This is a genomic window from Nocardiopsis sp. LDBS0036, from assembly GCF_041228755.1.
Classification (GTDB): domain Bacteria; phylum Actinomycetota; class Actinomycetes; order Streptosporangiales; family Streptosporangiaceae; genus Nocardiopsis; species Nocardiopsis dassonvillei.
Window position 1 is genome coordinate 5,818,932 of the sequence record NZ_CP141103.1, and the last position, 21,536, is coordinate 5,840,467.

A 21,536-nucleotide genomic window follows, 5' to 3' on the forward strand; every position below is an offset into this window, starting at 1 on the left:
TCGTTCCCGTTCTCAGACGTGGGTGGGGGTCCGGTGGAGTTCGGCTTCCTCCATGTGGAGGCGCTTGCGGCGCTCCCAGACGATGGCCGCCGCCACGATCGCGAAGCCGACCGCCATCAGGCCGACTGTCACCGGGACGTCGGTGGGGGCCAGGAACGTGCGGTCCTCGTCCTGCCAGGGCCACAGGGCGCGCAGCGAACCGGCCATGAGGCCGGTGAGGACCACCAGGGTCATGTGGTGGAAGTTCTCCAGCAGGTGCTGGAGCAGCTTCACGAACAGCGACAGGCCCGTGAGCATGCCGAGCGCGAACACCGAGAGGTAGGCGACGTCCATGTCCCCGACCGCGCTGATCGTGGGTTCGTACAGACCCAGCGTGAGCAGGATGAAGGATCCGGACAGCCCTGGCAGCACCAGGGCGCAGACGGCCACCGCCGCGGCGAGGAAGACGACGACCGGGTGGGTGGGCAGGTTGGCGCCGGGCAGGCCGGTGAGGAAGAACGCGCCCGCGGCGAAGACCAGGGCGACGAGGTAGTGCCAGGCCCGCCACCTGTGGCCCGCACCGGTGTAGGGAATCCACAGGCAGGCCAGGACCAGGCCGAAGAACAGCGCGTACGCGTACTGGGTGTGCGACTCGACCAGCGGGGCGAGGACCACGGCCGCCATGCCGAGGAAGGCCACCATGCCGACGAGCGCGGGGACCAGCACGCTCCAGTCCACCTGGCGGAACTGCTCCTGGGCGCGCTCCCTCCCGCGTCCGCGCGGGACGTCGGTGACGTAGCGCCTGACACCGCTGACCATGTGGCCGGCGCCGCCGATGAGCTTGTCGTAGAGACCGACGATGAGGGCGACCGTGCCGCCGCTGATACCGGGAAGGGCCTCCGAGGCGCCCACGGCGCCGCCGCGCACCGCGTTGAAGATGTAGCTGCCTACTGAGTTGGGCATCTGGGTTCTTGGGAGCGCTTCGGGCGGGGCCCGGGGAAGCGCGCCGTCCTCCGTCCTAGTGGTGTCACCGCACGCGCACCGTGTGCACGGGTGGAGGGGTGGGTCAAAGGTGGTCCTCGCGGTCCACGGCCTCGACCGGAGGCGGGGTGGGCCGGTCGGCCCCGGCCGGGAGTGTGCGAACCGGTCGGAGCGGGGGAGGGGAAACCGTGGGGCCTTGGACCAGGCGACGCCAGTCTAGCGGTGGCGGAGGGGGTCCAGAGCGGCCGACGGCCTGCGAAACCCCTGTTTCGGCTGGGTAAGTCCATATTGACCCTGTGCCCGAAATGAAGGGTCCGGTACCGCCCGGGTGCGGAGTTCCGCAGCAGACCGCCGAGGAGGCCGGCTGCCCGGCCGCGAGCGCCGTCTCCGGCACGGTCAGGCTCCCGTTCCGGAGTCCGGCCCCGGGCCCGTCGCGGAACCCGGCGGGGGTCCTGGGATCCGGAACGGGCTCAGGAAACGGTCGGGACGGCCGGAGCGGGCGCACCGGTCCCGGTGACCGACGTCGCCCACCGGTAGTCCTGCTTGCCGACCGCCGTACGCCGCACCCGGTCCACGAAGTGCACGGTACGCGGCACCTTGAACCCCGCCAGCCGCACACGGCAGTACGCGCGCAGTTCGGCCTCCTCCAGACGGGCGTTCGCGGCCAGCGAGACCAGCGCGGTCACCCGCTGCCCGAGGTACTCGTCGGGCGAGGGCACCACGATGGCGTCCTCCACCGAGGGGTGAGCCTTGAGCGCGGCCTCCACCTCCTCGGGGTAGACCTTCTCCCCGGCGGTGTTGATCACCGCGCTGCCGCGTCCCAGCAGCGCGATCGAACCGTCGGCGTCCCAGGTCCCGAAGTCGCCCGACAGCGCCCATCGGCGCCCCTCGGCGTCGGTGGGGAAGGTGCGCGCGGTCGCCAGGGGGTCGTTGTAGTAGCCCAGCGGGATCCGTCCGGTGCGCGCGATCCGCCCCACCTCCCGCGAACCCGGGGGCAGCGGGCGCAGGGACGCGTCCAGCACCGCGATGCTGCCGCCCATGGTGAAGCTGCGGCTGCCCGAGGGGCCGGGCCCGGACGGGGCCTCCGCCGGACCGGCCGGTTCTGCGCCGGTCGCCGACCCGCACACACCCGTCTCCGAGCCACCGTAGGCGTCGGAGAGGGTCACGTCCTCGCGCCAGGCGTGCCACAGCGCGCGCACCGCCGGGGTGAGCGGGGTGCCGCCGGAGCGGATCGAGGCCAGATCAGGGCACAGCCCCGGTTCGGTGAGCAGGTGGCGGGCCAGCGGGCGGGCCATGGCGTCGCCCACCAGCTGGAGCACGTGCACGCCCTCCCGGTGCGCCGTCTCCAGCACCCGGTCCGGGCGGAAGCTGCGGTCGGTGGACAGCACCACCCGCTTGCCGCACAGCAGCATGCTCAGCGCGTTCCACTGCCCGGCCGCGTGCATGAGCGGGCCGAGGACCAGCATGCGCTGCTCGAAGCAGCGCGCGGCGCGCTCGGCCACCTCCTGCGGGGTCCGGGCGCTGGGCGTGCCCGGAGCGCGGCGCTCCAGGGCCGCGCGGAAGATGTCCGCCTGCCGCCACAGCACGCCCTTGGGGTAGCCCGTCGTGCCGCCGGTGTAGAGCAGGTAGTGGTCCTCGCCGCTGGTCGGGGGCAGGGGCGCGTCGTCGGGCGCCGAGGCCAGCGCCTCCTCGTAGTCGCGGCCCCGCGTCCCGCGCGCGGAGCCGTCCGCGACGAGCAGGACGTGGCGCAGCCGGGGCAGGTCGGAGCGGACCGTGGCCACCGCCCCGGCCAGCGAGTCCTCCGCGATCAGCGCGACCGCGTGCGAGTCGGCCAGGACGTGGCGCAGCTCTCCCGCGACGTAGCGGTAGTTGACGTTGACCGGGACCGCTCCCGCGCGCAGGATTCCCAGGAAGGACTCCACCCACTCGGCGCGGTTGAACGCCAGGACGGCGACGTGCTCGCCGGGGCGCACGCCCGCGCCGACCAGGTGGTGGGCCAGCCGCAGCGAGCGCTCGTGCAGGGCGCGGTAGGTGAGCCGCCGGGGACCGGCGACCAGGGCGGTCCGGTCGGGCACGGCCTCGGCGACCGCCGCGAACAGGCGGGAGAGGGAGAAGGGGGCGTCCGGGGACGCGGAGGTGGGCACGCCTGACCTCCCGGGCACGGTCGACGGGGCCGTCCACGGCTCGGGGCTCGCGGCGGCTGAGTGGCTGTTGGTGCGACCGTACCCCTCGGGGGAGGGCTCGACCGCCGTCGGGGCTGTGGAGCGCGTCACCAGGGGCGTTATCGCAGGTCACCATGGATGTGACGACCCCGCTCAGAGGGTGTGCGCGGCGTTTCGCGGACGGGTTTTCGGGCATCGCCCCCCAGCTGTGATCTCCCCCACCCCTTGTGGGCTCACCGGATCATCTGCTCAACTCTTGGGGACCCCCCGCCGAAGGGGCGCGATCCGGCCCGACGGTGGGTATCAACTGTCTGACATCGGTCAATGGTGATCGGAGCGGCTAGATGGGCAACACCCAGAACCTGGGACAGCGGGACTCCGCCGGGAACCCCGGTGGAGAGGCACTCTCCGGCGCGGACCACATCGCGCTCGCACGCGCGCGGTCGGCGCACAACTACTCACCCCTTCCCGTCGTGATCGCCGAGGGCCGTGGCGCCTGGGTGACCGACGTCGAGGGCAGAAGGTACCTGGACTGCCTGGCCGGGTACTCCGCCATGAACTTCGGCCACCACAACCCCGACCTGCTCGCGGCGGCGCACCGGCAGATCGACCGGGTGACCCTCACGAGCCGGGCCTTCTACAACGACCAGTTCGGCCCGTGGGTCAGCGCCCTCGCCGACATGGTCGGCAAGGAGAAGGTCCTGCCGATGAACACCGGCGCCGAGGCGGTGGAGACCGGCATCAAGGTGGCCCGCAAGTGGGCCTACGAGGTCAAGGGCGTGCCCGAGAACGAGGCGACCATCGTCGTGGCGGGCGCCAACTTCCACGGCCGCACCACCACCATCGTCTCCTTCTCGTCGGATCCGGAGGCCAGGACGGGTTTCGGGCCCTACACGCCGGGTTTCCGGTCCGTGCCCTACGGTGACGCCGAGGCCGTCGAGGCCGCCATCGACTCCACGACCGCGGCGGTCCTCATCGAGCCCGTGCAGGGCGAGGCGGGGGTGATCGTGCCGCCGGCGGACTTCCTGCCCCGGGTCAGGGAGATCTGCGACCGCGAGCGGGTGCTGTTCATCGCCGACGAGGTGCAGTCGGGCCTGGGCCGCACCGGGACGATCCGGGCCTGCGAGCACAGCGGGGTGGTCCCCGACGCCTACCTGTTCGGCAAGGCGCTGGGCGGCGGCATCCTGCCGGTGTCGGCGATGGTCGCCGACGAGGACGTGCTCGGCGTCATCCAGCCCGGCCAGCACGGCAGCACGTTCGGCGGCAACCCGCTGGCCGGGGCGGTCGGGAGCACGGTCGTGCGGATGCTCACCGAGGGGCCCTACCTGGAGAACACACGCCGTCTGGGCGAGGTGCTCAAGCGCCGCCTCAAGGAGTTCGTCGGCGACGGGGTGGTGTCCGCGCGCAGCATCGGGCTGTGGGCGGGCATCGACGTCGACCCGTCGCTGGCCTCGGGCCGGGAGCTGTGCGAGCGCCTCGCCGACCACGGGGTCCTGGTCAAGGACACCCACGGCTCGACCGTGCGGATGTCGCCGCCCCTGGTGATCAGCGAGGAGGACCTCAACTGGGGTCTGGACCGCTTCGCCGAGGTGATCAAGGAGCTCCAGGCGGGCCGGTAGCGGTGACGCGGGGCCGACGCCCCCCCCGGGTCAGGGGGCGTCGGCCTCGTTGCCGGGCGGCTCGGTGGCGAACTCCGGGTCCAGCGGACCGCCCAGTTCCGACCTCAGCTGCTCGGGATCGACCTTGTCCAGGGTCTCCCGGGCCACGTAGACCTCCCGCTCGGGGCCCTCGACGATCTGCAGCCGCACCCGCTCGGCGATGGACAGCTGCCCCTGGGCGGTGGGGTGGAAGCTCGCCCGGTCCACGCGCAGGCCCTCGCCCAGCTGCCCGAGCACGATCCCGTTCAGCCAGGCCGCGTCGGCGCTCACCTCGTGCCCGGTCAGGGCGGAGAAGGTGTTCACGTACTCCACGCTGCCGGTCTCGCGCCCGCCGTAGACGTCGCCGTCCACCCGGTAGACCGTGTCGCGGATGAGTTCGTTGAACCGCTCGGCCAGACCGTTCAGCCACAGCTGGTCGCTCCTGGTCAGCGTGTAGTACATGCCCGGGGGGTCCTCCGGGAACAGCCGCGGGTAGCCCAGCACCAGGACGCGGGCGTCGGGCGCGCGGTCGCGGACCTCCCCGAGGATCTCGGTCAGGGTCTCCTCGAAGGTCCTCATCCGCCTGTCGACCTCCTCCTCCTGCTCGACGCAGACGCTGCTCTCCAGGAGCGGCATCCGCACCATGCAGGTGCGCAGGACGGGGATGAAGCCCAGGTCGTTGCCGCCGATGCCCAGGGTCACCAGGGACGTGTTCTCGGTGACCCGGTCGATCTGCGACTCGGAGGTGCCGATCTGCTCGATCATCTCCGAGCCCTTGTGGCTGCTGCACGCGTAGAAGGCCAGCGAACCGGTGAAGTCGAACTCCTCGGCGACCACCCGGGGGTAGGCGTTCTCCGAACGCCAGCAGCCGCCCGCCTCGGCGGTGTCGGGGGCGTAGTCGCCCGCGCCGTCACCGGAGGAGTAGGAGTCGCCCAGGGCCACGTAGTTGCCCCACAGCGCGGCCTCCTCCGGCTCCATCCGGACCCGCCAGTCGGTCTGCTCCTCCTCGGTGATCGGGGGGAGCTCCTCGGCCGGGCACACGCCGTCGGTGGTCTCGCACCACAGGGCGACCAGGCCCTCGCGGGTGGCGGGCAGCGCCAGGACGGCCACCATGACCAGGATCAGCGTGACCGAGACGGCGATCGCCACCCGGGACCGCCGACGCCGTCGGCGCGGGCGCCCGTCCCCGCCGGAGTCGTCCCCGCCGCCGTCGCCGGCCCCGTCACCGGAACCGGCGCCGCCGTCCGAGCCGCCGGTGCCGCCCGGTTCCGCGCCGGTCGCGCCGTCGTCGGATCCAGCGGTGTCCGCCGGACCGCCGGTGCCGTTCGCGTCCTCGCCGCAGGGGTCCGCGGGGACCGGCTCCGGCGCCTCGGGGCCCTCACCACGTGCTGACACGGCCGCTATCGCCTCCCCGGGTCCCGGCGGACTGTCGTCACCTCCGCAAGACTATCCGGGACGGTTCGCCGCGATGACGTCCACGACCCGGTCGAGGTCGGCCCCGCCCAGCGTCGCCCGGGCGGTCAGCCGCAGCCGGGACCGGCCGTCGGGGACCGAGGGCGGGCGGAAGCAGCCCACGCGCACGCCCGCGGCCAGACAGGCGTCGCGCCAGGCCAGAGCGGCCTCGGGGGAGGGCGCCAGCACCGACACCACGGCGGCGTCCGGGGTGCTCGCGGGCAGCCCGCGCCCGCGCAGCCCCTCCGCCAGCCGCCGCGCGCGGTCGCGTACCGCGTCGGCCAACCAGGGCTGGGCGCGCAGCACGCGCAGCGCGGCCAGGGCCGCGCCCGCCGAGGCCGGAGCCAGGCCGGTGTCGAAGACGAACGTGCGCGCGGTCTCGGTCAGGTGGCGGACCACCCGGTGCGAGCCCAGCACCGCGCCGCCCTGGGAGCCCAGCGACTTGGACAGGGTCACCGACACCGCGACGTCGTCCGCGCCGCGCAGTCCGGCGGCGGTCGCCGTCCCGCTCCCGCCGGGCCCCACCACGCCCAGGCCGTGCGCGTCGTCCAGCAGCAGGGCGGCGCCGTGCCCGCGGGCCGCGCGCGCCAGGGCGGCCGCGTCGGTGAGGTCGCCGTCCACGGAGAACACGGTGTCGCTCAGCAGCAGGGCCCGTCCCCCGGCGGTCGCGAGCGCCTCGGCGGCCCGGTCGGCGTCGGCGTGGTCGTAGAGGGCCACGCGCGCCCCAGAGGCCCGGGCCAGCCGGGTGGCGTCGATGAGGGAGGCGTGGTTGTGCCGGTCGCACACCAGCAGGGGAGGGGCGCCGCCGTCCGGCGCGGCCAGCGCGGTGACCATAGCCAGGTTCGCCGCGTACCCGGAGGAGAACACCAGCGCGGACTCCGTGCCGTGGAAGTCGGCGAGTTCGCGCTCCAGTTCCCGGTGCAGGCCGGTGTCCCCGGTGACCAGCCTCGATCCGCCCGCGCCCGCGCCCCACACGCGGGCGGCGTCCCCGGCGGCGGCCACCACGTCCGGGTGGCGCAGCAGCCCGAGGTAGTCGTTGCCCGCAAGGTCCAGCAGGCCGTCGGCCGCGGGCCGTGGCGTGGCGCGCCGCGTCAGCCCGGCCTCGGCGCGTGCGCGGGCGGCGCCGTCCAACCACGCGAAGGGGTGTCCCGGCGGCAGCGCCCGGGCCGTGGCGCGCAGGGGCCACGGGCGGCGGGTGGGGGCGGCGGTGCTCGGCATAGGCGGGACGGCCTCCTGGGTCGTGGGCTCGGTCGGGCCGGGAGGCGAGGGCGCGTCCCCGGCGGGGACCGACCCAGCGGCGGCCAATCCCGCTGGGGCGGTCCGGTCCTTCGTGCCAGGGAGGCGTCTACGACTCTGCCCTCCCGCGCACCCGCGCGTCATTCGCCGAAGCCCACAAAGATCCGCCCGGATTCCTGGTGGGACCGCACGGGGGCGCGCGCGGGCGCGGGGTGAACAATGGATCCCCATGACGCCGACGTCCCCCGCGGTCCCCGGAGCCCGGGCGCCCGCGGACCGCTCCGCCCGGATCCGCGCCGCGGACACCGCCCACCTGTGGCACCCCTACACCACCGTTCCCGCCGCGGAGCGGCCGTACGTGGTCACCGGGGCCGAGGGGGCGACGCTGACCCTGTGGTCGGAGGAGGGCGAGCGCCGTGTGGTGGACGCGATGTCGTCCTGGTGGTCGGCTGTGCACGGCTACCGCCACCCGGTGCTCGACGCCGCGGTGCGGCGGCAGACCGACGCGTTCAGCCACGTCATGTTCGGCGGGCTCACCCACGGGCCCGCCGCGGACCTGGCCGAGGCCCTGGTGGCGATCACTCCGCGGCCGCTGGAGCACGTCTTCCTCGCCGACTCCGGCTCCGTGGCGGTGGAGGTCGCCATGAAGATGTGCATGCAGTACCACCGCTCCACCGGTCGGCCCGAGCGGCGCCGATTCCTCACCTGGCGGGGCGGCTACCACGGCGACACCTTCCACGCGATGAGCGTGTGCGACCCCGACGGCGGCATGCACTCCCTGTGGGGCGACGTGCTGCCCGCCCAGGTGCACGCGCCCGCGCCGCCCTCCGGGTTCGACGCCGAACCCGACCCCGGCTACGTGGCCGCCTTCGAGCGCCTGGCGGCCGAGCACGCCGACGAGCTGGCCGCGATCATCGTCGAACCCGTGGTGCAGGGCGCGGGCGGCATGCGCTTCCACCACCCGGGCTACCTGCCGGAGCTGCGGCGGATCGCCGACGAGTACGGGCTGCTGCTCGTATTCGACGAGATCGCCACCGGCTTCGGCCGCACCGGCGAGCTCTTCGCCGCCGACCACGCCGGGGTCGCCCCCGACGTCATGTGCCTGGGCAAGGCGCTGACCGGCGGCTACCTGACCCTCGCCGCGACGCTGTGCACCGCGCGGGTGGCCCGCGGCATCGCCGGGGGCGAGGTGCCGGTGCTCGCCCACGGACCCACGTTCATGGGCAACCCGCTGGCCTGCGCGACCGCGCTGGCCTCGGTGGACCTGCTGACCGGCGGAGACTGGAGGGGCGACGTGGCGAGGATCGGGACGGGTCTGCGCGAGGGCCTGGCTCCGTTGGAGGGGCTGCCGGGCGTGCGCGAGGTGCGGGTGCTCGGCGCGATCGGGGTGGTGGAGCTGGAGGCGCCGGTGCGCATGGCCGAGGCCACGCGGGCGGCGGTGGAGGCGGGGGTGTGGCTGCGGCCCTTCCGCGAGCACGTGTACGCGATGCCGCCCTACGTGTGCACCTCGCAGGAGGTGGCCGCCGTCGCCGACGGGATGGCCGCCGCGGTGCGGGCCTGCCTGGGGGAGGAGCGCCGATGAGCGTCCTGGTGGTGACGGGGACCTGCACCGAGGTCGGCAAGACGGTGGTCACCGCGGCGGTGGCCGCGCTGGCGGTCGCGGCGGGACGGCGGGTGGCCGTGCTCAAACCCGCCCAGACCGGGGTGGGGCCCGGCGAACCCGGCGACGCCGACACCGTGGCCGCACTCGTCCCGGACGTGACGACGGCGGAACTGGTCCGCTACCCCGAGCCGCTGGCCCCCGCCACGGCCGCCGCCCGCAGCGGGGCCGAACCCGTGCGGGCCGAGGCGGTGGCCGAGGCCGTGTGGCGCCTGGCGGGCACACACGACCTGGTGCTGGTAGAAGGGGCGGGCGGGCTGCTGGTGCGGCTCAACGCCGAGGGGCAGACCCTGGCCGACGTCGCCGTGCTGCTGTCCGCGCCGGTCCTGGTGGTGGCCCGACCCGACCTGGGCACCCTGAACGCCACCGCACTGACCGCCGAGGCGCTGCGCACCCGCGGCCTGTCCCCTGCCGGGGTGGTGGTGGGGTCCTGGCCGGACCGTCCGGACCTGGCCATGCGCTGCAACCTCACCGATCTGTCCGCCATGGGGGCGGGTCCCCTGGCGGGCGCCGTGCCGCGGGGCAGCGGGGCGCTGGACCCGCGCGCGTTCGCGGACGTGGCCCGCCGTTCCCTGGCGCCCCGCCTCGGCGGGGTCTGGAGGGCCGGCGCCGGAGCCGGGATCAGGCCGGAGGGGGAACCGGCGAGGACAGGGTGAACGCCCGCGCGCCCGGTCCGTGCGCGCGCAGCCACGCCGCGCGCTCCCCGGCCTCCCCCGGCGGCACCGGGGCCCCCGCCGCCGACCACCACAGCGTGCGCTCCACCTCCGGGAAGGCGCCGCTGGCAGCGCGGAAGGCCAGCACGTCCCGGTGCGCCGCCTCCACGAAGGACCGCAGGTCGCCGGGGGAGCGCCACAGCGAGACGAGGCGGACGCGCTCCCCCTCGTCGAGGAAGTGGACCTCCTCCAGGTGGCCGGGGTCCCGCCGGGCCCGTTCGCGCAGGGCGGCGGCGAACGCGCCGAGGTGACGGCGGTCGCCCCGCAGGACACGCGCCTCCACCAGCACCGGCCAGCCGGCGCGGAGCGCGGAACCGCCCTCCCCGACGGGGTTCGGACGGCGGCGGGGTGTGCGGCGGACGGTGTCGTGTCGGCGCTGTGCGAGGAATGGCATGACCGCTCCCGGGAAACTGGACTGCTTGCGGGGGTCCACCCCGGCTCTGGTGGTATCCCCTCTGGCGATGCCAGTATGGAATCCGGGGACCACTCACCACAGATCCAATGGAGGGGAAAATGGACTCTTCCCGGAGTTCCGCCGAACTCGCCGACCTCCTCGGCGCCTGGCCCCGGGGCGGCGGGCCCCTCTACCGGCGCCTCGCCGACACCCTGCGCCAGCTGGTCGACCAGGGCAGCCTCACCCCCGGTGAGCGCCTGCCCTCCGAGCGCGCCCTCGCCGCCAGCCTCCGGGTGAGCCGCACCACCGTGGTCTCCGCCTACGACGCCCTGCGCGCGGACGGCATCCTCGACAGCAGGCAGGGCAGCGGCACCCGCGTCAGCAGCCGGGTCGCGCCCGTGCGCTCGGACGGCTGGACCGCCAACGGCACGGGCAACCCCATGTACCGCAACCTCTTCCAGCACGAGGAGGGACTCATCTCGGCCGCCTGCCTGACCACCCCCGCGCTCCCCGGCGTGGAGGAGGCCATCCGCCGGGTCGTGGCCGAGGACCTGCCCGCGCTCATGGCCGAGGGCAGCTACCACCCCAGCGGCCTGCCCGCGCTGCGCCGGGCCGTCGCCGACCACTACACCGCCCGGGGCCTGCCCACCACCGCCGACCAGATCGTCGTCACCACCGGCGCCCACCAGGCCGTCAACCTGGTCGCCCAGCTCTACCTGCGCAACGGCTCGCCCGTCGTGGTGGAGGACCCCAGCTTCGCGGGCTGCCTGGACCTGATGGGGGACCGGGGCGCACGCTTCCTGCCCGTGCCCCTGGACGAACAGGGTCTGGACGCCAACGGCGTGCGCCGCGCCGTGGCCGAGCACGCGCCCCACCTCGTCTACACGATGCCCTCGTACCACAACCCCACCGGCACGATGATGTCCGCGGCGCGCCGCCGCGAGCTGGGTGAGCTGTCCGCCCGTCACGGCGTTCCGGTGCTGGAGGACCACGCCTACACCGGCCTGCGCGCCCCCGACGAGCCCCCGCCGCTGGCCGCGTTCGCCCCGCGCGGGGCCGAGGTCATCACCGTGGAGTCGCTGTCCAAGGTCGGCTGGGCCGGGCTCCGGCTGGGCTGGCTTCGCGCGCCCGCCGAGATGGCCCTGCGCCTGAGCCGCCGCAAGGTCCTCGCCGACCTGGCCAGCCCCCTGCTCGACCAGGCGGTGACCGTGCGCCTCCTGGAGCGCTACGACGAGCTGTCCCGGCAGCGCTCCGAGCTGATGCGCGAGGCCCTCGACCACATGGAGGAGCTGCTGCGCGGTGCCCTGCCCTCCTGGGAGTGGCGGCGCCCCGACGGAGGGGCGGCGCTGTGGGTGCGCCTGCCCGGGGTGGAGGCCCGCGCCTACGTGCAGGTCGCGCTCTGCCACGACGTGGAGCTGGTCCCGGGCTCGGTGATGTCGGCCTCCGGAGGGGAGCGCCACGCCGAGTGGTTCCGGCTGCCCTTCGCCTACGACGCCCCCACCCGGGAGGAGCTGGTCTGGCGGCTGGCGCGGGCCTGGCGCGAACTCGACCGGCACGGGCCGGTGGAGGCCGATCCGGTCCGCCTCGTGGTCTGACCCTCCGGGGCGGGGCGGGTCTCGGCGCGAACGGGGCCCGGGCGAGGTGGACTTGTACACGCGCGAGGGCGGCATCACCGGTGGGTGGTGCCGCCCTCCGCCGTGTCCGGCGACGAACCGGACGGGGGACCGGGACTAGCCGATCTTGACCCCGCGGGCGTTGGTGAAGCGCTCCTGGACGTCGGCCCAGTTGACCACGTTCCAGAACGCCTTGGCGTACTCGGCCTTCACGTTCTTGTACTGGAGGTAGAAGGCGTGCTCCCACATGTCCAGCATCAGCAGCGGAACGGAGCTGAGGGCGGTGTTGCCCTGCTGGTCGTAGAGCTGCTCGATGACCAGGCGCTGACCCAGCGCGTCCCAGGCCAGGATCGCCCAGCCCGAGCCCTGGATGGTGGTGGCCACGGCGGTGAAGTGCGCGCGGAAGGCGTCGAAGGAGCCGAACTGGTCGTCGATGGCCGCGCCCAGCTCGCCCTCGGGCTTGTCACCGCCCTCGGGGGACAGGTTCTTCCAGAAGACGGAGTGGTTGACGTGGCCGCCCAGGTTGAAGGCCAGGTTCTTCTCCAGCATCGGGATGGTGCCGAAGTCGCCGGTCTCCCGGGCCTCCGCCATCTTCTCCAGAGCCGTGTTGGCACCGGCGACGTAGGTCGCGTGGTGCTTGTCGTGGTGCAGCTCCATGATCTGACCGGAGATCCACGGCTCCAGGGCCGCGTAGTCGTAGGGCAGTTCGGGAAGCGAGTACGGCGCAGACATCTCTGACGCACCTTTCCAATGACGCGGTTCGTCGTGTTCACCAGCGATGGGATCGCCTAGGCAGCAAGCTATCAGTCGGGCGGCGGCTCACCCGATGTCAGGCTCTTTACACTCCGGCACGGGAATAAACCGGGGCTGCCGACCCCGGTCCGGAGCGCCCGGCCCCGTGCCCGCGGCCGCCGCCCCTCGGGGAGCGGACCGCGCACGGACGGTCCGCGCGCTCCGCGTCCCACCGCCGCCTCCTCCCCGCACTGCCCGGTACGGCCGCTCCCAATCCTGGCTTTCGTGGTGAAATCGCCCGGGACGCGGACGCGATCACGGCGGACTCCGCGGAAAACATCGGCCGGTGTCCGCCGTGATCGCGTCGAATTCGCAGGTGGGTGGGGAAGAATTGGCAGTCGTGCTCCAAACGCCGCACGGCCGCCCGCGGCCGGGCCCCGCGCCGCCGCGCGGGCGGTCCCACGGGAGGCCAGCGGGCGGCGGGGACGGGTCCGCCGGCGCTCCGGGAAAACCCCGGATGCGCGCACATGAGAGGCGCGTGATGCGCGGGTGAACGGAAGGCGAATTGCGTGTAATCCAGGTTTCGATTCCCCTTCGGGGGCGTCCGTTATTTCCTCGAAGGGCTAAGGTCGAAAGCGTCTGAGCGGATTGCCGACCTGCCCGAAACACCGGGCGAAGCGGCAGTTCAGTGCCGGGAAACCAGCCCTTCCCCTCTCGTCCCCCCGCGGCCCGCGCCCGGCGGAACCGTGTCGAAACTCCCGTGGAGGTATCCGCCCATGCGGTCGCTTCGCAGCCGTCTCCGTCCACTCCTGGTCACCGGCGCGGTGGTCGGCGCCGCCGTGCTCTGCGTGCCAGCCGCCCTGGGGATCGCGGGCCTGATCGGCTGGACGGACGTGCTCATCCTCACCTTCCTCGGCCTGCTCGCCGGTGCCGTGGGCGTGCTCGGGCTGGGCACGCTGCTCCTGTCCCGCAGGGTGGGCGCCCTCTCCAGGAGCGTGTCCACCTCGATGGAGGCCCACAGCCGCAACGTCGCCGAGACGCTGGGGCGCGACCGCCTGGAGGCCGCCCTGGCCATGGACGGCGTCCGCGAACGCGTCGCCCACCTCCAGGACCACACGCTCCCCAAGGTCAGCCGCGAGATCAGGAACGCCGTCACCGCGCGGGGCCGCGACGACTACGAGCAGCAGGTCGCCTGGACCGAGCTGCGCGAGTACCTCGACACCGCCGCGTTCATGCCGCCCCTGCGCGGCTGGGCGGCCTCCCCCGACGTGCTCCGCATCCTGGTCCGCCAGATCGACCGACTGCGCCCCGGCCTGGTCGTGGAGTGCGGCAGCGGCGCCTCCAGCGTCTGGATCGGCTACGCCCTGCGCCGCGCGGGCACCGGCAGACTCGTCGCCGTCGAGCACGACGCCCGCTACGCCGAGCTCAGCCGCGAACTGGTGGCCGCGCACGGGCTCGACGACATCGTCGAGGTCCGGCACGCCCCGCTGGTCCAGACCCCGAACACGACGGTCACCGTCAACGGCGAGGAACTGCCCACCGCCGACCGCTGGTACGACACCTCGGTCTTCGCCGACCTGGAGGGCGTCGGCCTGGTGTTCGTCGACGGCCCGCCCCAGGCCACCGGCCTCCAGGCCCGCTACCCCGCGCTGCCCGTCCTGCTGCCGCGCTGCACCGAGGACGCCGTCATCGTCCTGGACGACGCCGCGCGCGTGGACGAGCGCGCCATCGGTGACCGCTGGCTGGCCGAGCACCCCGAACTCCAGCGCGTCGAGGAGGCCGCCGAGAAGGGCGCCCACGTCTTCAGCCGCAAGGGCGTCTAGCGGACGCCGCGTTCCCACGCACCGCCTGACGGGCTCCCCGCGGAGCCCCGACCGACACACCCGAGGTCACCCGATGATTACCACCGCCCTGCGGCAGGCACTGCGCGCCCGTGGCACCGAGGCCGCCGTGCTCTGCCACGCGGGTGCCGACACCCGCTCCGTCCTGGCCGAGCTGCCGCTACGCCCCGACGACATCCTGGTGGACCTGGACGCCCACCCCCTGGGCCGGCCCCTGGAGCTTCCGCGCGCCTGGATGCGGGACGAGGAGCCCGAGGTCGGTCTGGTCGCGGTCGTGGCCGCCACGACCACCGACCTGCACCGTGCCCTCACCGTCTCCACGCACCTTCCCAGAGCCGTGCACATCGTGGTCGCCATGGTCGCCACGTCCGGCCACCAGGAGCCCCCGATCCCGGCCTCCCCGGGCATGGGCCAGTGGCGCGAGCTCCAGGAGGTGCGAGTCCGCCGCGTCAACAGGAACGGCTGGCTGTGCGAGCTGTTCTTCCCCAACGGGATGGACACCGTCCAGGTGGTCGACGCCGTCGTGCACGGCACCCGGGGTCGGCGCCGGGGGCCGGCAACCGCGCCGCTGGCCGTCCTCAACGGGCCCGAGGCCGCCCTGTGGCGGCCGGGCGACACCGGCGTGCGGGGCGTGGAGGCACAGGGGCCCGTCCCGCTGCGCCGGGTGACCCCTGTGGGGGACCTGGCGCTGCGCGTGTCCGACGACGTCGCGCGGCCCGAGTGGACCGACCCGGTCGTCCCCGTCCTGGACCGCGCCACCACCGCCGCCGACTCCTGGGCCCGGATCTCCGGGCCGGACGGGCACGTCCGGGCCCACGAGGCGGTGCCGGACAGCGCGCACGCGGTCGCGCCCGTGGACGAGCTCACCGTCAACCCCACCGGGTTCACCAGGGTCAAGGACGGGAACCTGGCCGACCTCACCGTCCACGGCCCCCACGCCGTGGTCAGGGAGGGCGGCAAGGACCTGGTCACCGTCGCCGCCGACGGCACGGTCACCGACGTCGACCTGGCACGCCTGCGCCACCTGCGCGGGGTCAGGGTGGACTGGTCCGGGCACACCGGACCCAGCGCCGCCGTACGCGCGGTCGCCTCCCTGGCCGCCGGCGGGGTGCCCCTGATCAGCGGCGAGGTGCCCGCCTGGGCCTCGGGCCTGGGCGCGCCGCTCACGGACCTGATCACCGGCGCCCGCGACGAGGACCTGCGCGACCAGCTGCGTCGTGAGGAGTACAGCGTCCGCCTGCGCCGCACGGCCCTGCGCGCCCACGGCCAGCGCTCCCGCTGGCGGGCCCTGGGGGCGGAGGCCGGGATCCCCCTGCCCAGGGAGCCCCGGGTGTCGGTGATCCTGTGCACGCGCCGCCCCGAGATGGTCGGGTTCGCGCTCGCCCAGATCGCCCGGCAGCGCGACGTGGAACTGGAGGTGGTCCTCACCCTCCACGGGTTCACGGCGGACCTGCCCGAGGTGCGCGCGGCGATCGACGCGTTCCGGGAGACGGGGCTGCCGCTGGTCCTGCACGAGGCCGACGCGGGCCAGATCTTCGGCTCGGTGCTCAACGACTCCGTCGACCGCGCCTCCGGAGACCTGATCTCCAAGTGGGACGACGACGACTGGTACGGCCCCGACCACCTGGCCGACCTGCTGATGGCGCGGACCTACTCCGGCGCCGAGCTCGTGGGCACCGGACAGGACTTCATCTACCTCCAGGAGGTGGACCTGACCGTCTGGCGCAACCGCAGGTCGGAGGCGGCGACCCGGTTCATCGCCGGGGGCACGATCCTCACCGACCGCGTGGTGATGGAGGAGATCGGCGGCTTCCGGCCGCTGCCCCGCGCCATCGACACCCAGCTGCTCCTCGCCGTCATCCGGGGCGGCGGCCGCATCTACCGCGCCCATGGACTCGGGTACGTGCTCCGCCGCACCGGCGGCGGGCACACCTGGTCCGAGGACATGGCCTTCTTCCTGCACAACCACACCCAGCAGTGGTTCGGCTGGCGTCCGAGCGCCATCGTGGAGGGCGAGCCCTCGCCCCTCGGCCAGCCCGCCACCGAGTACACGGGGGAGATCCGTTGACCACGCTTGACATGACTCCGGAACCGGTCTCCGGCGACCGCGCGACCGCGCCGATCCTGCCCCGCGCGGAGATCGACTACCGAGACCAGCCCCGCGCGCGGCGCAACGACTACTCCGTGCTCCAGCCGCCCGCGATCGGCGAGTGGACCCCGACCCTGTCGGTGTCGGTGGTCATCCCCGCCCACGGGCACCAGGAAAAGCTCGAACTCGTCCTGGCCTCCCTGTCCGCGCAGAGCTACCCCGCGCACCTGATGGAGGTGATCGTGGTGGACGACGGCACGCCCGAACCCCTCACGCTCCCACCGGTGCGCCCGGAGAACACCCGGCTGATCACCTCGGCCCCCGGCGGCTGGGGCTCGGCGCACGCCGTCAACAGCGGCGTGGCCGTCTCCTCCGGCCAGGTGGTCCTGCGCCTGGACGCGGACATGCTGGTCTACCGCGACCACGTCGAGTCGCAGATGCGCTGGCACCACCTGGTCGACTACGGGGTCGCCCTGGGCCACAAGATGTTCGTGGACTTCGACCCGAAGGCCATGACCGCCGAGTACGTGGCCACCGAGGTGCGCGAGGGACGCGCCGCCCAGCTGTTCGACCGCGAGAGCGCCGACCCGCACTGGGTGGAGCAGACCATCGACGGCAAGGACAAGCTGCGGACCGCCGACCGCCTGGCCTACAAGGTGTTCATCGGCGCCACCGGCTCCCTGCACCGCACCCTGTTCGACGCCGCGGGCGGCCTGAACGGGGAGCTGGTCCTGGGCGGCGACAGCGAGTTCGCCTACCGGGTCTCCCAGCAGGGCGCCCTGTTCGTCCCCGACCTGGACACCAGCAGCTGGCACCTGGGCCGCACCCAGATGCAGACACGCCGCGACGCGGGCACCCGCTACCGCGCCCCCTTCGTGGCCAACCGGGTGCCCGACTTCCACCTGCGGCGCAAGCGCCCCGACCGGCAGTGGGAGGTCCCGCTGGTCGACGTGGTGATGGACGTGGACGGCGCCACCCTGGAGGACGTGGACACCACCGCGTCCGCGCTGCTGTCCGGTACCACTCCCGACATCCGGCTGTGGCTGGTCGGCCCCTGGGACGTGCTGGACGAGGGGCGGCGCTCGCCGCTGGACGAGGAGCGGCTCGACCTGCGGCTGATCCGGGAGACCTTCCGGGGCGACCCCCGGGTGCGCCTGGTGGAGGACGCGCCTGGCCACGACCCGCTCGTCAACTTCCAGCTGCGTGTGCCCGCCGGTCCGGCCCTGAGGGAGCGGGCGGTCGTCGAGCTGGTCGACATGGCCAACAAGAACAAGGCCGGGCTGCTGTGCTCTCCCGTGCCCGGCGCCACACGCGGTGACGGCGTCATGCGCCTGGAGCGGATCGCCGCCTACGCCAGGGCCCGCCACCTGTGGCCCGAGGCGACCTCCGAGGAGCTGGACCGCCGGGTGGAGGAGGTCTACGGCACCCACTGGGTCCCCGGGACGGACTTCGTGTTCCCGGAGGAGGGGGAGCGGACCAAGCCCGAGAACCCCGAGACGCTGCGGCGCAAGCTCGACCAGGCGCTCGCCGAGGTGGAGCGCATGCGTGCCCGGGCCAGGCGCGCCGAGCGCAAGCTGCGCTGGTTCACCCCGGGGCTCACCCGCAGGGCGCTGCGCAAGCTGGCGCGCTGAGACACGGCCCCGGCCGGCGGGAGGACCGCCCGGCCGGGGCCGCGCCCGCACTTCGGGGGCGTCCCGGGGCCTTCGCGGGAACGGAGGGCCTCAGGGCACCCACAGGCCGAGCGACTCGGCCACCAGGGCGGGCCGCTCCTGGCCCTCGATCTCCACGGTGTGGGTCGTGGTGACCAGGTATCCCTTGGGGGTCTCCTGGACCGAGCTGAGCTCGACGCCGTCGCGGATGCGCGAGCCGGACACGACCGGCTGGAGGAAGCGCACCTTGTTGAGCCCGTAGTTGATGGACATGCTCGGCTTCCTCGTCACCGAGATCACCGACTGGGAGAAGTGGGCCAGCATCGACAGGGTGAGGAACCCGTGCGCGATGGTGCCCCCGAAGGGGCCCGCGGCCGCCCTCTCGGGTTCGGTGTGGATCCACTGGTGGTCCTGCGTCGCGTCGGCGAACAGGGAGATCCGGTCCTGGTCGATGGTCACCCAGTCGGTGTGGCCCAGGTGTTCGCCCTGGGATGCGAGCACCTCTTGGATGTCGGCGAATACGCGCACCGCGCCTCCACGGTCGTCGGGTCCGGAAACGGGGGCCGGACGGTGCCGCAACTCTACCTAACGCTGTTCGGTTAGGGGAGGAGGGAACCCGGCCGGGCGCGGCGGAGTTCCACTGCGGTTGCTGCGGTTGCTGCGGTTGCTGCGGTTGCTGCGGTTGCTGCGGTTGCTGCGGTTGCTGCGGTTGCTGCGGTTGCTGCGGTTGCTGCGGTTGCTGCGGTTGCTGCGGTTGCTGCGGTTGCTGCGGTTGTGCGGGACTCTCCGGTCAGCGCCGCCGTCGGGCGCCGTTGGCGCGCCCGCGCTCCACGCGGGCCTCGCGCGGGCCGTCGGCGTCCACGACCAGGGCCCGGGCGGTGCGCTCGGCCACCGCCGCGCGGTCCACCGTGTGCCCCAGGCCGCTCTCGGTCAGCGGAACCGGCACCACCCCGTCGTGCGCGCGTACGGGCGGGAGCATCAGGTCGCGGCCCCGGCTCCCGGCTCCGGGCATCTCCACCGGCAGCGAGGCCCCCGACAGCGAGCCCAGCGCGACCGTCGCGGCGCGGCCGATCCCCGTCACCGCCGACGAACCGCACCACACCCGCCAGCCAGCGTCCACGGCGCGGTCCACCGCGCGGCGGGCCGCCGTGAGGCCGCCCATGCGGGTCGGGTCCACGTTCACCGCGCCGCCCGCCTCGGCCCGGATCGCCTCGGTGAGGTCGTCCACCGACTCCAGGGACCGGCCCAGCGCCACCGGCGTGCGCAGTTCGGCGGACAGCCGGGCGTGCGCGGCCAGATCGCCCGGGGCGAAGGGGTCCTCGACCGCGAGCAGACCGAGCCCGTCCAGGACGCGCAGCGCGTCCAGGTCGGCGGGGGACTCGGTGTAGCGGCAGCCCGCGTCCGCCTGGAGGACCAGGAACGGGAAGCTCGACTGCACCGCGCGCACCACGTCCGCGTCCCAGCCCGGGGCGATCTCCAGCCGGATCCGCCGGAACCCCGCCCCCACCTGGCGGTTCACCTCCGTGACCACCGACTCCACGGCCACCTGGCGGGGCAGCGTCACCCCGGCGGTGAGCGCGGTGCGCTCTCCGCCCAGGGCGTGCGAGAGCGGGGTGTCGCGCTGGCGGCTCCACAGGTCCCAGCACGCGGTGTCCAGGGCCCCGGCCACGGCCGGGTCCCAGGGCAGGTCGGCCCAGGCCTCGCCCGCCTCGGTCGGACGCCGCCAGGAGTGGCCGAGCAGGGCGGGGGCGAAGGCGCCGGTCAGGGCGTCCCACTGGGCTCCGCTGGCCTCCGGCAGTTCTCCCCAGCCGCTCACGCCGTCACCGTCGGCCACCCGGACCAGGACGGGGCCGTCGGCGCCGGGGCCTCGGCCGCCGGCCGGGGGCCGCAGCCGGATCAGCTCGAGTTCGACGATCCGGGTCGCGGTCGCCGAGCCGGTGTGTGCCACGCTGTCCCACCTCGGTACTCGTCCTCCCGCGACCGGCCGCAGAGCCGGGCGCGCGGGCTTTCCCCTCGACCGTACCCCCGGCCGACCTGCGCGACCACCCCGAACGGTGCGGTCCGTGCCACCCGTGCGGCCGGGCGGCGCGGACCCCGGACGGGCTCCGCCCGCGTTCTGCGGGCCCTACCCCCTCCTAGCCCTGGACCAGCACCTCGTCCAGCGGACGGTGCTTGACCCCGTGCGCCTCGGCGACCGGGGCGGAGACCACGTCGCCGTCGAAGGTGTTCAGGCCCCCGGCCAGCGCCTCGTCCTCGTTCATGGCGCGCCGCCAGCCCTTCTCCGCCAGCGCCACCGCGTACCGCAGGGTGTCCTTGGTGAGGGCGTGCGTGGAGGTGTTGGGCACCGCGCCCGGCATGTTCGCCACGCAGTAGAACACCGTGTCGTGCACGTGGAAGGTGGGGTCGGCGTGTGTGGTGGGGCGCGAGTCCTCGAAGCACCCGCCCTGGTCGATCGCGATGTCCACCAGCACCGCGCCCGGCCGCATCCGCGACACCAGCTCGTTGGTCACCAGCTTGGGCGCCCTGGCCCCCGGCACCAGCACCGCGCCGATCACCATGTCCGACTCCAGCACCGACAGCTCCAGCTCGAAGGCGTTGGACACCACCGTCTTGACCCGGCCCCGGTAGAGGGAGTCCACGTGCCGCAGCTTGTCCACGTTCAGGTCCAGCACGGTCACCTCCGCGCCCATGCCCACCGCGATCTGCGTCGCGTTCAGGCCGGAGACGCCCGCGCCGATCACGGTCACGCGTGCCGGGCGCACGCCCGGCACCCCGCCCATCAGCACGCCGCGCCCGCCGCTGGGCCGCTGGAGGGTCACCGCGCCCATCTGCGGGGCCAGGCGGCCCGCGACCTCCGACATCGGGGCCAGCAGCGGCAGGGAGCCGTCCGGCAGCTGCACGGTCTCGTAGGCGATGCCGGTCACCCGCCGCTCCAGCAGGGCGTCGGTGCACTCGCGCGAGGCGGCCAGGTGCAGGTAGGTGAAGAGGGTCTGCCCCTCCCGCATGCGGTGGTACTCGGCCGCGACCGGCTCCTTGACCTTCAGGACCAGCTCACCGGCGGCCCACACCTCGTCGGGGGAGTCCAGGACGCGCGCGCCCGCCGCCTCGTACTCGGCGTTGGAGATGGAGGAGCCCAGGCCCGCGTCGCGCTCGACGACCACCTCGTGGCCGCGTCGGACCAGTTCGTGGACCCCGGCGGGGGTGATGGCCACCCGGTACTCGTGGTTCTTGATCTCGCGGGGCACGCCGATGCGCACGGTTCCTCCTACGGCTGTCTCCGTTGATACCCCCACTGTGAACTGCGGGGGTGCCCTGGCGCTATCGCCAACATGCATCGCTGTCGGCGATCTTGTTGACAGGGTGTAAGGACGATGTGTGGTCTGGGACACGGGTACCTG

General features: G+C 74.0%; 16 protein-coding genes. 7 read left to right on the forward strand and 9 right to left on the reverse strand.

The annotated features are described in order from the left end of the window. Window positions 1–12: 12 nt before the first annotated feature. Both UIS43_RS24790 and UIS43_RS24795 read right to left on the reverse strand, forming a co-directional pair. Window positions 13–942 (reverse strand): DUF368 domain-containing protein, encoded by a 930-nt coding sequence (locus tag UIS43_RS24790; RefSeq protein WP_071621527.1) that lies wholly within the window; start codon window positions 940–942, stop codon window positions 13–15. A 488-nt stretch (window positions 943–1,430) separates the two neighbouring features. Beyond that, on the reverse strand, window positions 1,431–3,104 hold the full coding sequence (locus UIS43_RS24795; RefSeq protein WP_370011903.1) for an acyl-CoA synthetase: 1,674 nt from the start codon (window positions 3,102–3,104) through the stop codon (window positions 1,431–1,433). A 362-nt stretch (window positions 3,105–3,466) separates the two neighbouring features. Between UIS43_RS24795 and rocD the strand changes: the two genes are divergently transcribed. Further along, window positions 3,467–4,741 carry an ornithine--oxo-acid transaminase gene (gene rocD / locus UIS43_RS24800; protein WP_013151663.1) on the forward strand — a complete coding sequence of 425 codons (1,275 nt, stop codon included), beginning with the start codon at window positions 3,467–3,469 and terminating at the stop codon, window positions 4,739–4,741. A 30-nt stretch (window positions 4,742–4,771) separates the two neighbouring features. Here rocD and UIS43_RS24805 read toward each other — a convergent pair whose 3' ends face one another. Both UIS43_RS24805 and UIS43_RS24810 read right to left on the reverse strand, forming a co-directional pair. Next, window positions 4,772–6,154 (reverse strand): SGNH/GDSL hydrolase family protein, encoded by a 1,383-nt coding sequence (locus UIS43_RS24805; protein ID WP_117198321.1) that lies wholly within the window; start codon window positions 6,152–6,154, stop codon window positions 4,772–4,774. A 51-nt stretch (window positions 6,155–6,205) separates the two neighbouring features. Continuing rightward, the gene (locus tag UIS43_RS24810) at window positions 6,206–7,429 is read right to left on the reverse strand and encodes an 8-amino-7-oxononanoate synthase (protein WP_013151665.1); all 1,224 of its coding nucleotides are present in this window, start codon (window positions 7,427–7,429) and stop codon (window positions 6,206–6,208) included. Window positions 7,430–7,676: 247 nt separating this feature from the next. On the opposite strand from UIS43_RS24810, the gene UIS43_RS24815 reads away from it, so the two are divergent. Together UIS43_RS24815 and bioD are read left to right on the forward strand one after the other, a co-directional pair. After that, complete coding sequence (locus tag UIS43_RS24815) at window positions 7,677–9,029, forward strand: adenosylmethionine--8-amino-7-oxononanoate transaminase (protein ID WP_013151666.1); 1,353 nt, start codon at window positions 7,677–7,679, stop codon at window positions 9,027–9,029. After that, complete coding sequence (bioD, locus tag UIS43_RS24820; RefSeq protein ID WP_013151667.1) at window positions 9,026–9,763, forward strand: dethiobiotin synthase; 738 nt, start codon at window positions 9,026–9,028, stop codon at window positions 9,761–9,763. Before UIS43_RS24815 ends, bioD begins: the two co-directional genes overlap by 4 nt. On the opposite strand, the gene UIS43_RS24825 is transcribed toward bioD, so the two are convergent. Continuing rightward, window positions 9,729–10,214 (reverse strand): DUF3291 domain-containing protein, encoded by a 486-nt coding sequence (locus UIS43_RS24825; protein ID WP_358168702.1) that lies wholly within the window; start codon window positions 10,212–10,214, stop codon window positions 9,729–9,731. The genes bioD and UIS43_RS24825 overlap by 35 nt on opposite strands. A gap of 119 nt (window positions 10,215–10,333) precedes the next feature. On the opposite strand from UIS43_RS24825, the gene UIS43_RS24830 reads away from it, so the two are divergent. After that, window positions 10,334–11,809, forward strand: coding sequence for a PLP-dependent aminotransferase family protein (locus UIS43_RS24830; protein ID WP_013151669.1), 1,476 nt, complete (start codon window positions 10,334–10,336; stop codon window positions 11,807–11,809). 135 nt (window positions 11,810–11,944) lie between these two features. On the opposite strand, the gene UIS43_RS24835 is transcribed toward UIS43_RS24830, so the two are convergent. After that, a complete protein-coding gene (locus UIS43_RS24835) occupies window positions 11,945–12,559 on the reverse strand; it encodes a superoxide dismutase (RefSeq protein ID WP_013151670.1) in 615 nt (204 codons plus the stop codon). A 776-nt stretch (window positions 12,560–13,335) separates the two neighbouring features. On the opposite strand from UIS43_RS24835, the gene UIS43_RS24840 reads away from it, so the two are divergent. The 3 genes from UIS43_RS24840 to UIS43_RS24850 all read left to right on the forward strand — a co-directional run bounded on the left by UIS43_RS24840 (window position 13,336) and on the right by UIS43_RS24850 (window position 18,120). Beyond that, window positions 13,336–14,382, forward strand: a complete 1,047-nt coding sequence (locus UIS43_RS24840; RefSeq protein ID WP_117197728.1) for a class I SAM-dependent methyltransferase — start codon at window positions 13,336–13,338, stop codon at window positions 14,380–14,382. Window positions 14,383–14,455: 73 nt separating this feature from the next. Continuing rightward, window positions 14,456–16,468, forward strand: a complete 2,013-nt coding sequence (locus UIS43_RS24845) for a glycosyltransferase family 2 protein (protein WP_013151672.1) — start codon at window positions 14,456–14,458, stop codon at window positions 16,466–16,468. Further along, window positions 16,465–18,120: a glycosyltransferase family 2 protein gene (locus UIS43_RS24850; RefSeq protein WP_013151673.1), complete on the forward strand. Its 1,656-nt coding sequence runs from the start codon at window positions 16,465–16,467 to the stop codon at window positions 18,118–18,120. The genes UIS43_RS24845 and UIS43_RS24850 overlap by 4 nt, the downstream gene beginning before the upstream one ends. A gap of 90 nt (window positions 18,121–18,210) precedes the next feature. On the opposite strand, the gene UIS43_RS24855 is transcribed toward UIS43_RS24850, so the two are convergent. The 3 genes from UIS43_RS24855 to ald all read right to left on the reverse strand — a co-directional run bounded on the left by UIS43_RS24855 (window position 18,211) and on the right by ald (window position 21,395). Next, the gene (locus tag UIS43_RS24855; RefSeq protein ID WP_013151674.1) at window positions 18,211–18,666 is read right to left on the reverse strand and encodes a MaoC family dehydratase; all 456 of its coding nucleotides are present in this window, start codon (window positions 18,664–18,666) and stop codon (window positions 18,211–18,213) included. Window positions 18,667–18,928: 262 nt separating this feature from the next. Continuing rightward, the gene (locus tag UIS43_RS24860; RefSeq protein WP_358168709.1) at window positions 18,929–20,086 is read right to left on the reverse strand and encodes an enolase C-terminal domain-like protein; all 1,158 of its coding nucleotides are present in this window, start codon (window positions 20,084–20,086) and stop codon (window positions 18,929–18,931) included. A 187-nt stretch (window positions 20,087–20,273) separates the two neighbouring features. Further along, on the reverse strand, window positions 20,274–21,395 hold the full coding sequence (gene ald / locus UIS43_RS24865; protein WP_071621540.1) for an alanine dehydrogenase: 1,122 nt from the start codon (window positions 21,393–21,395) through the stop codon (window positions 20,274–20,276). Between the last annotated feature and the right edge of the window lie 141 nt (window positions 21,396–21,536).

Excerpts from the sequence above, each read along its gene's own strand:
- UIS43_RS24790 (WP_071621527.1), bottom strand. The coding sequence starts at position 942 with ATGCCCAACTCAGTAGGCAGCTACATCTTCAACGCGGTGCGCGGCGGC.
- rocD (WP_013151663.1), top strand. The coding sequence starts at position 3,467 with ATGGGCAACACCCAGAACCTGGGACAGCGGGACTCCGCCGGGAACCCC.
- UIS43_RS24810 (WP_013151665.1), bottom strand. The coding sequence starts at position 7,429 with ATGCCGAGCACCGCCGCCCCCACCCGCCGCCCGTGGCCCCTGCGCGCC.
- UIS43_RS24815 (WP_013151666.1), top strand. The coding sequence starts at position 7,677 with ATGACGCCGACGTCCCCCGCGGTCCCCGGAGCCCGGGCGCCCGCGGAC.
- bioD (WP_013151667.1), top strand. The coding sequence starts at position 9,026 with ATGAGCGTCCTGGTGGTGACGGGGACCTGCACCGAGGTCGGCAAGACG.
- UIS43_RS24825 (WP_358168702.1), bottom strand. The coding sequence starts at position 10,214 with ATGCCATTCCTCGCACAGCGCCGACACGACACCGTCCGCCGCACACCC.
- UIS43_RS24830 (WP_013151669.1), top strand. The coding sequence starts at position 10,334 with ATGGACTCTTCCCGGAGTTCCGCCGAACTCGCCGACCTCCTCGGCGCC.
- UIS43_RS24835 (WP_013151670.1), bottom strand. The coding sequence starts at position 12,559 with ATGTCTGCGCCGTACTCGCTTCCCGAACTGCCCTACGACTACGCGGCC.
- UIS43_RS24840 (WP_117197728.1), top strand. The coding sequence starts at position 13,336 with ATGCGGTCGCTTCGCAGCCGTCTCCGTCCACTCCTGGTCACCGGCGCG.
- UIS43_RS24845 (WP_013151672.1), top strand. The coding sequence starts at position 14,456 with ATGATTACCACCGCCCTGCGGCAGGCACTGCGCGCCCGTGGCACCGAG.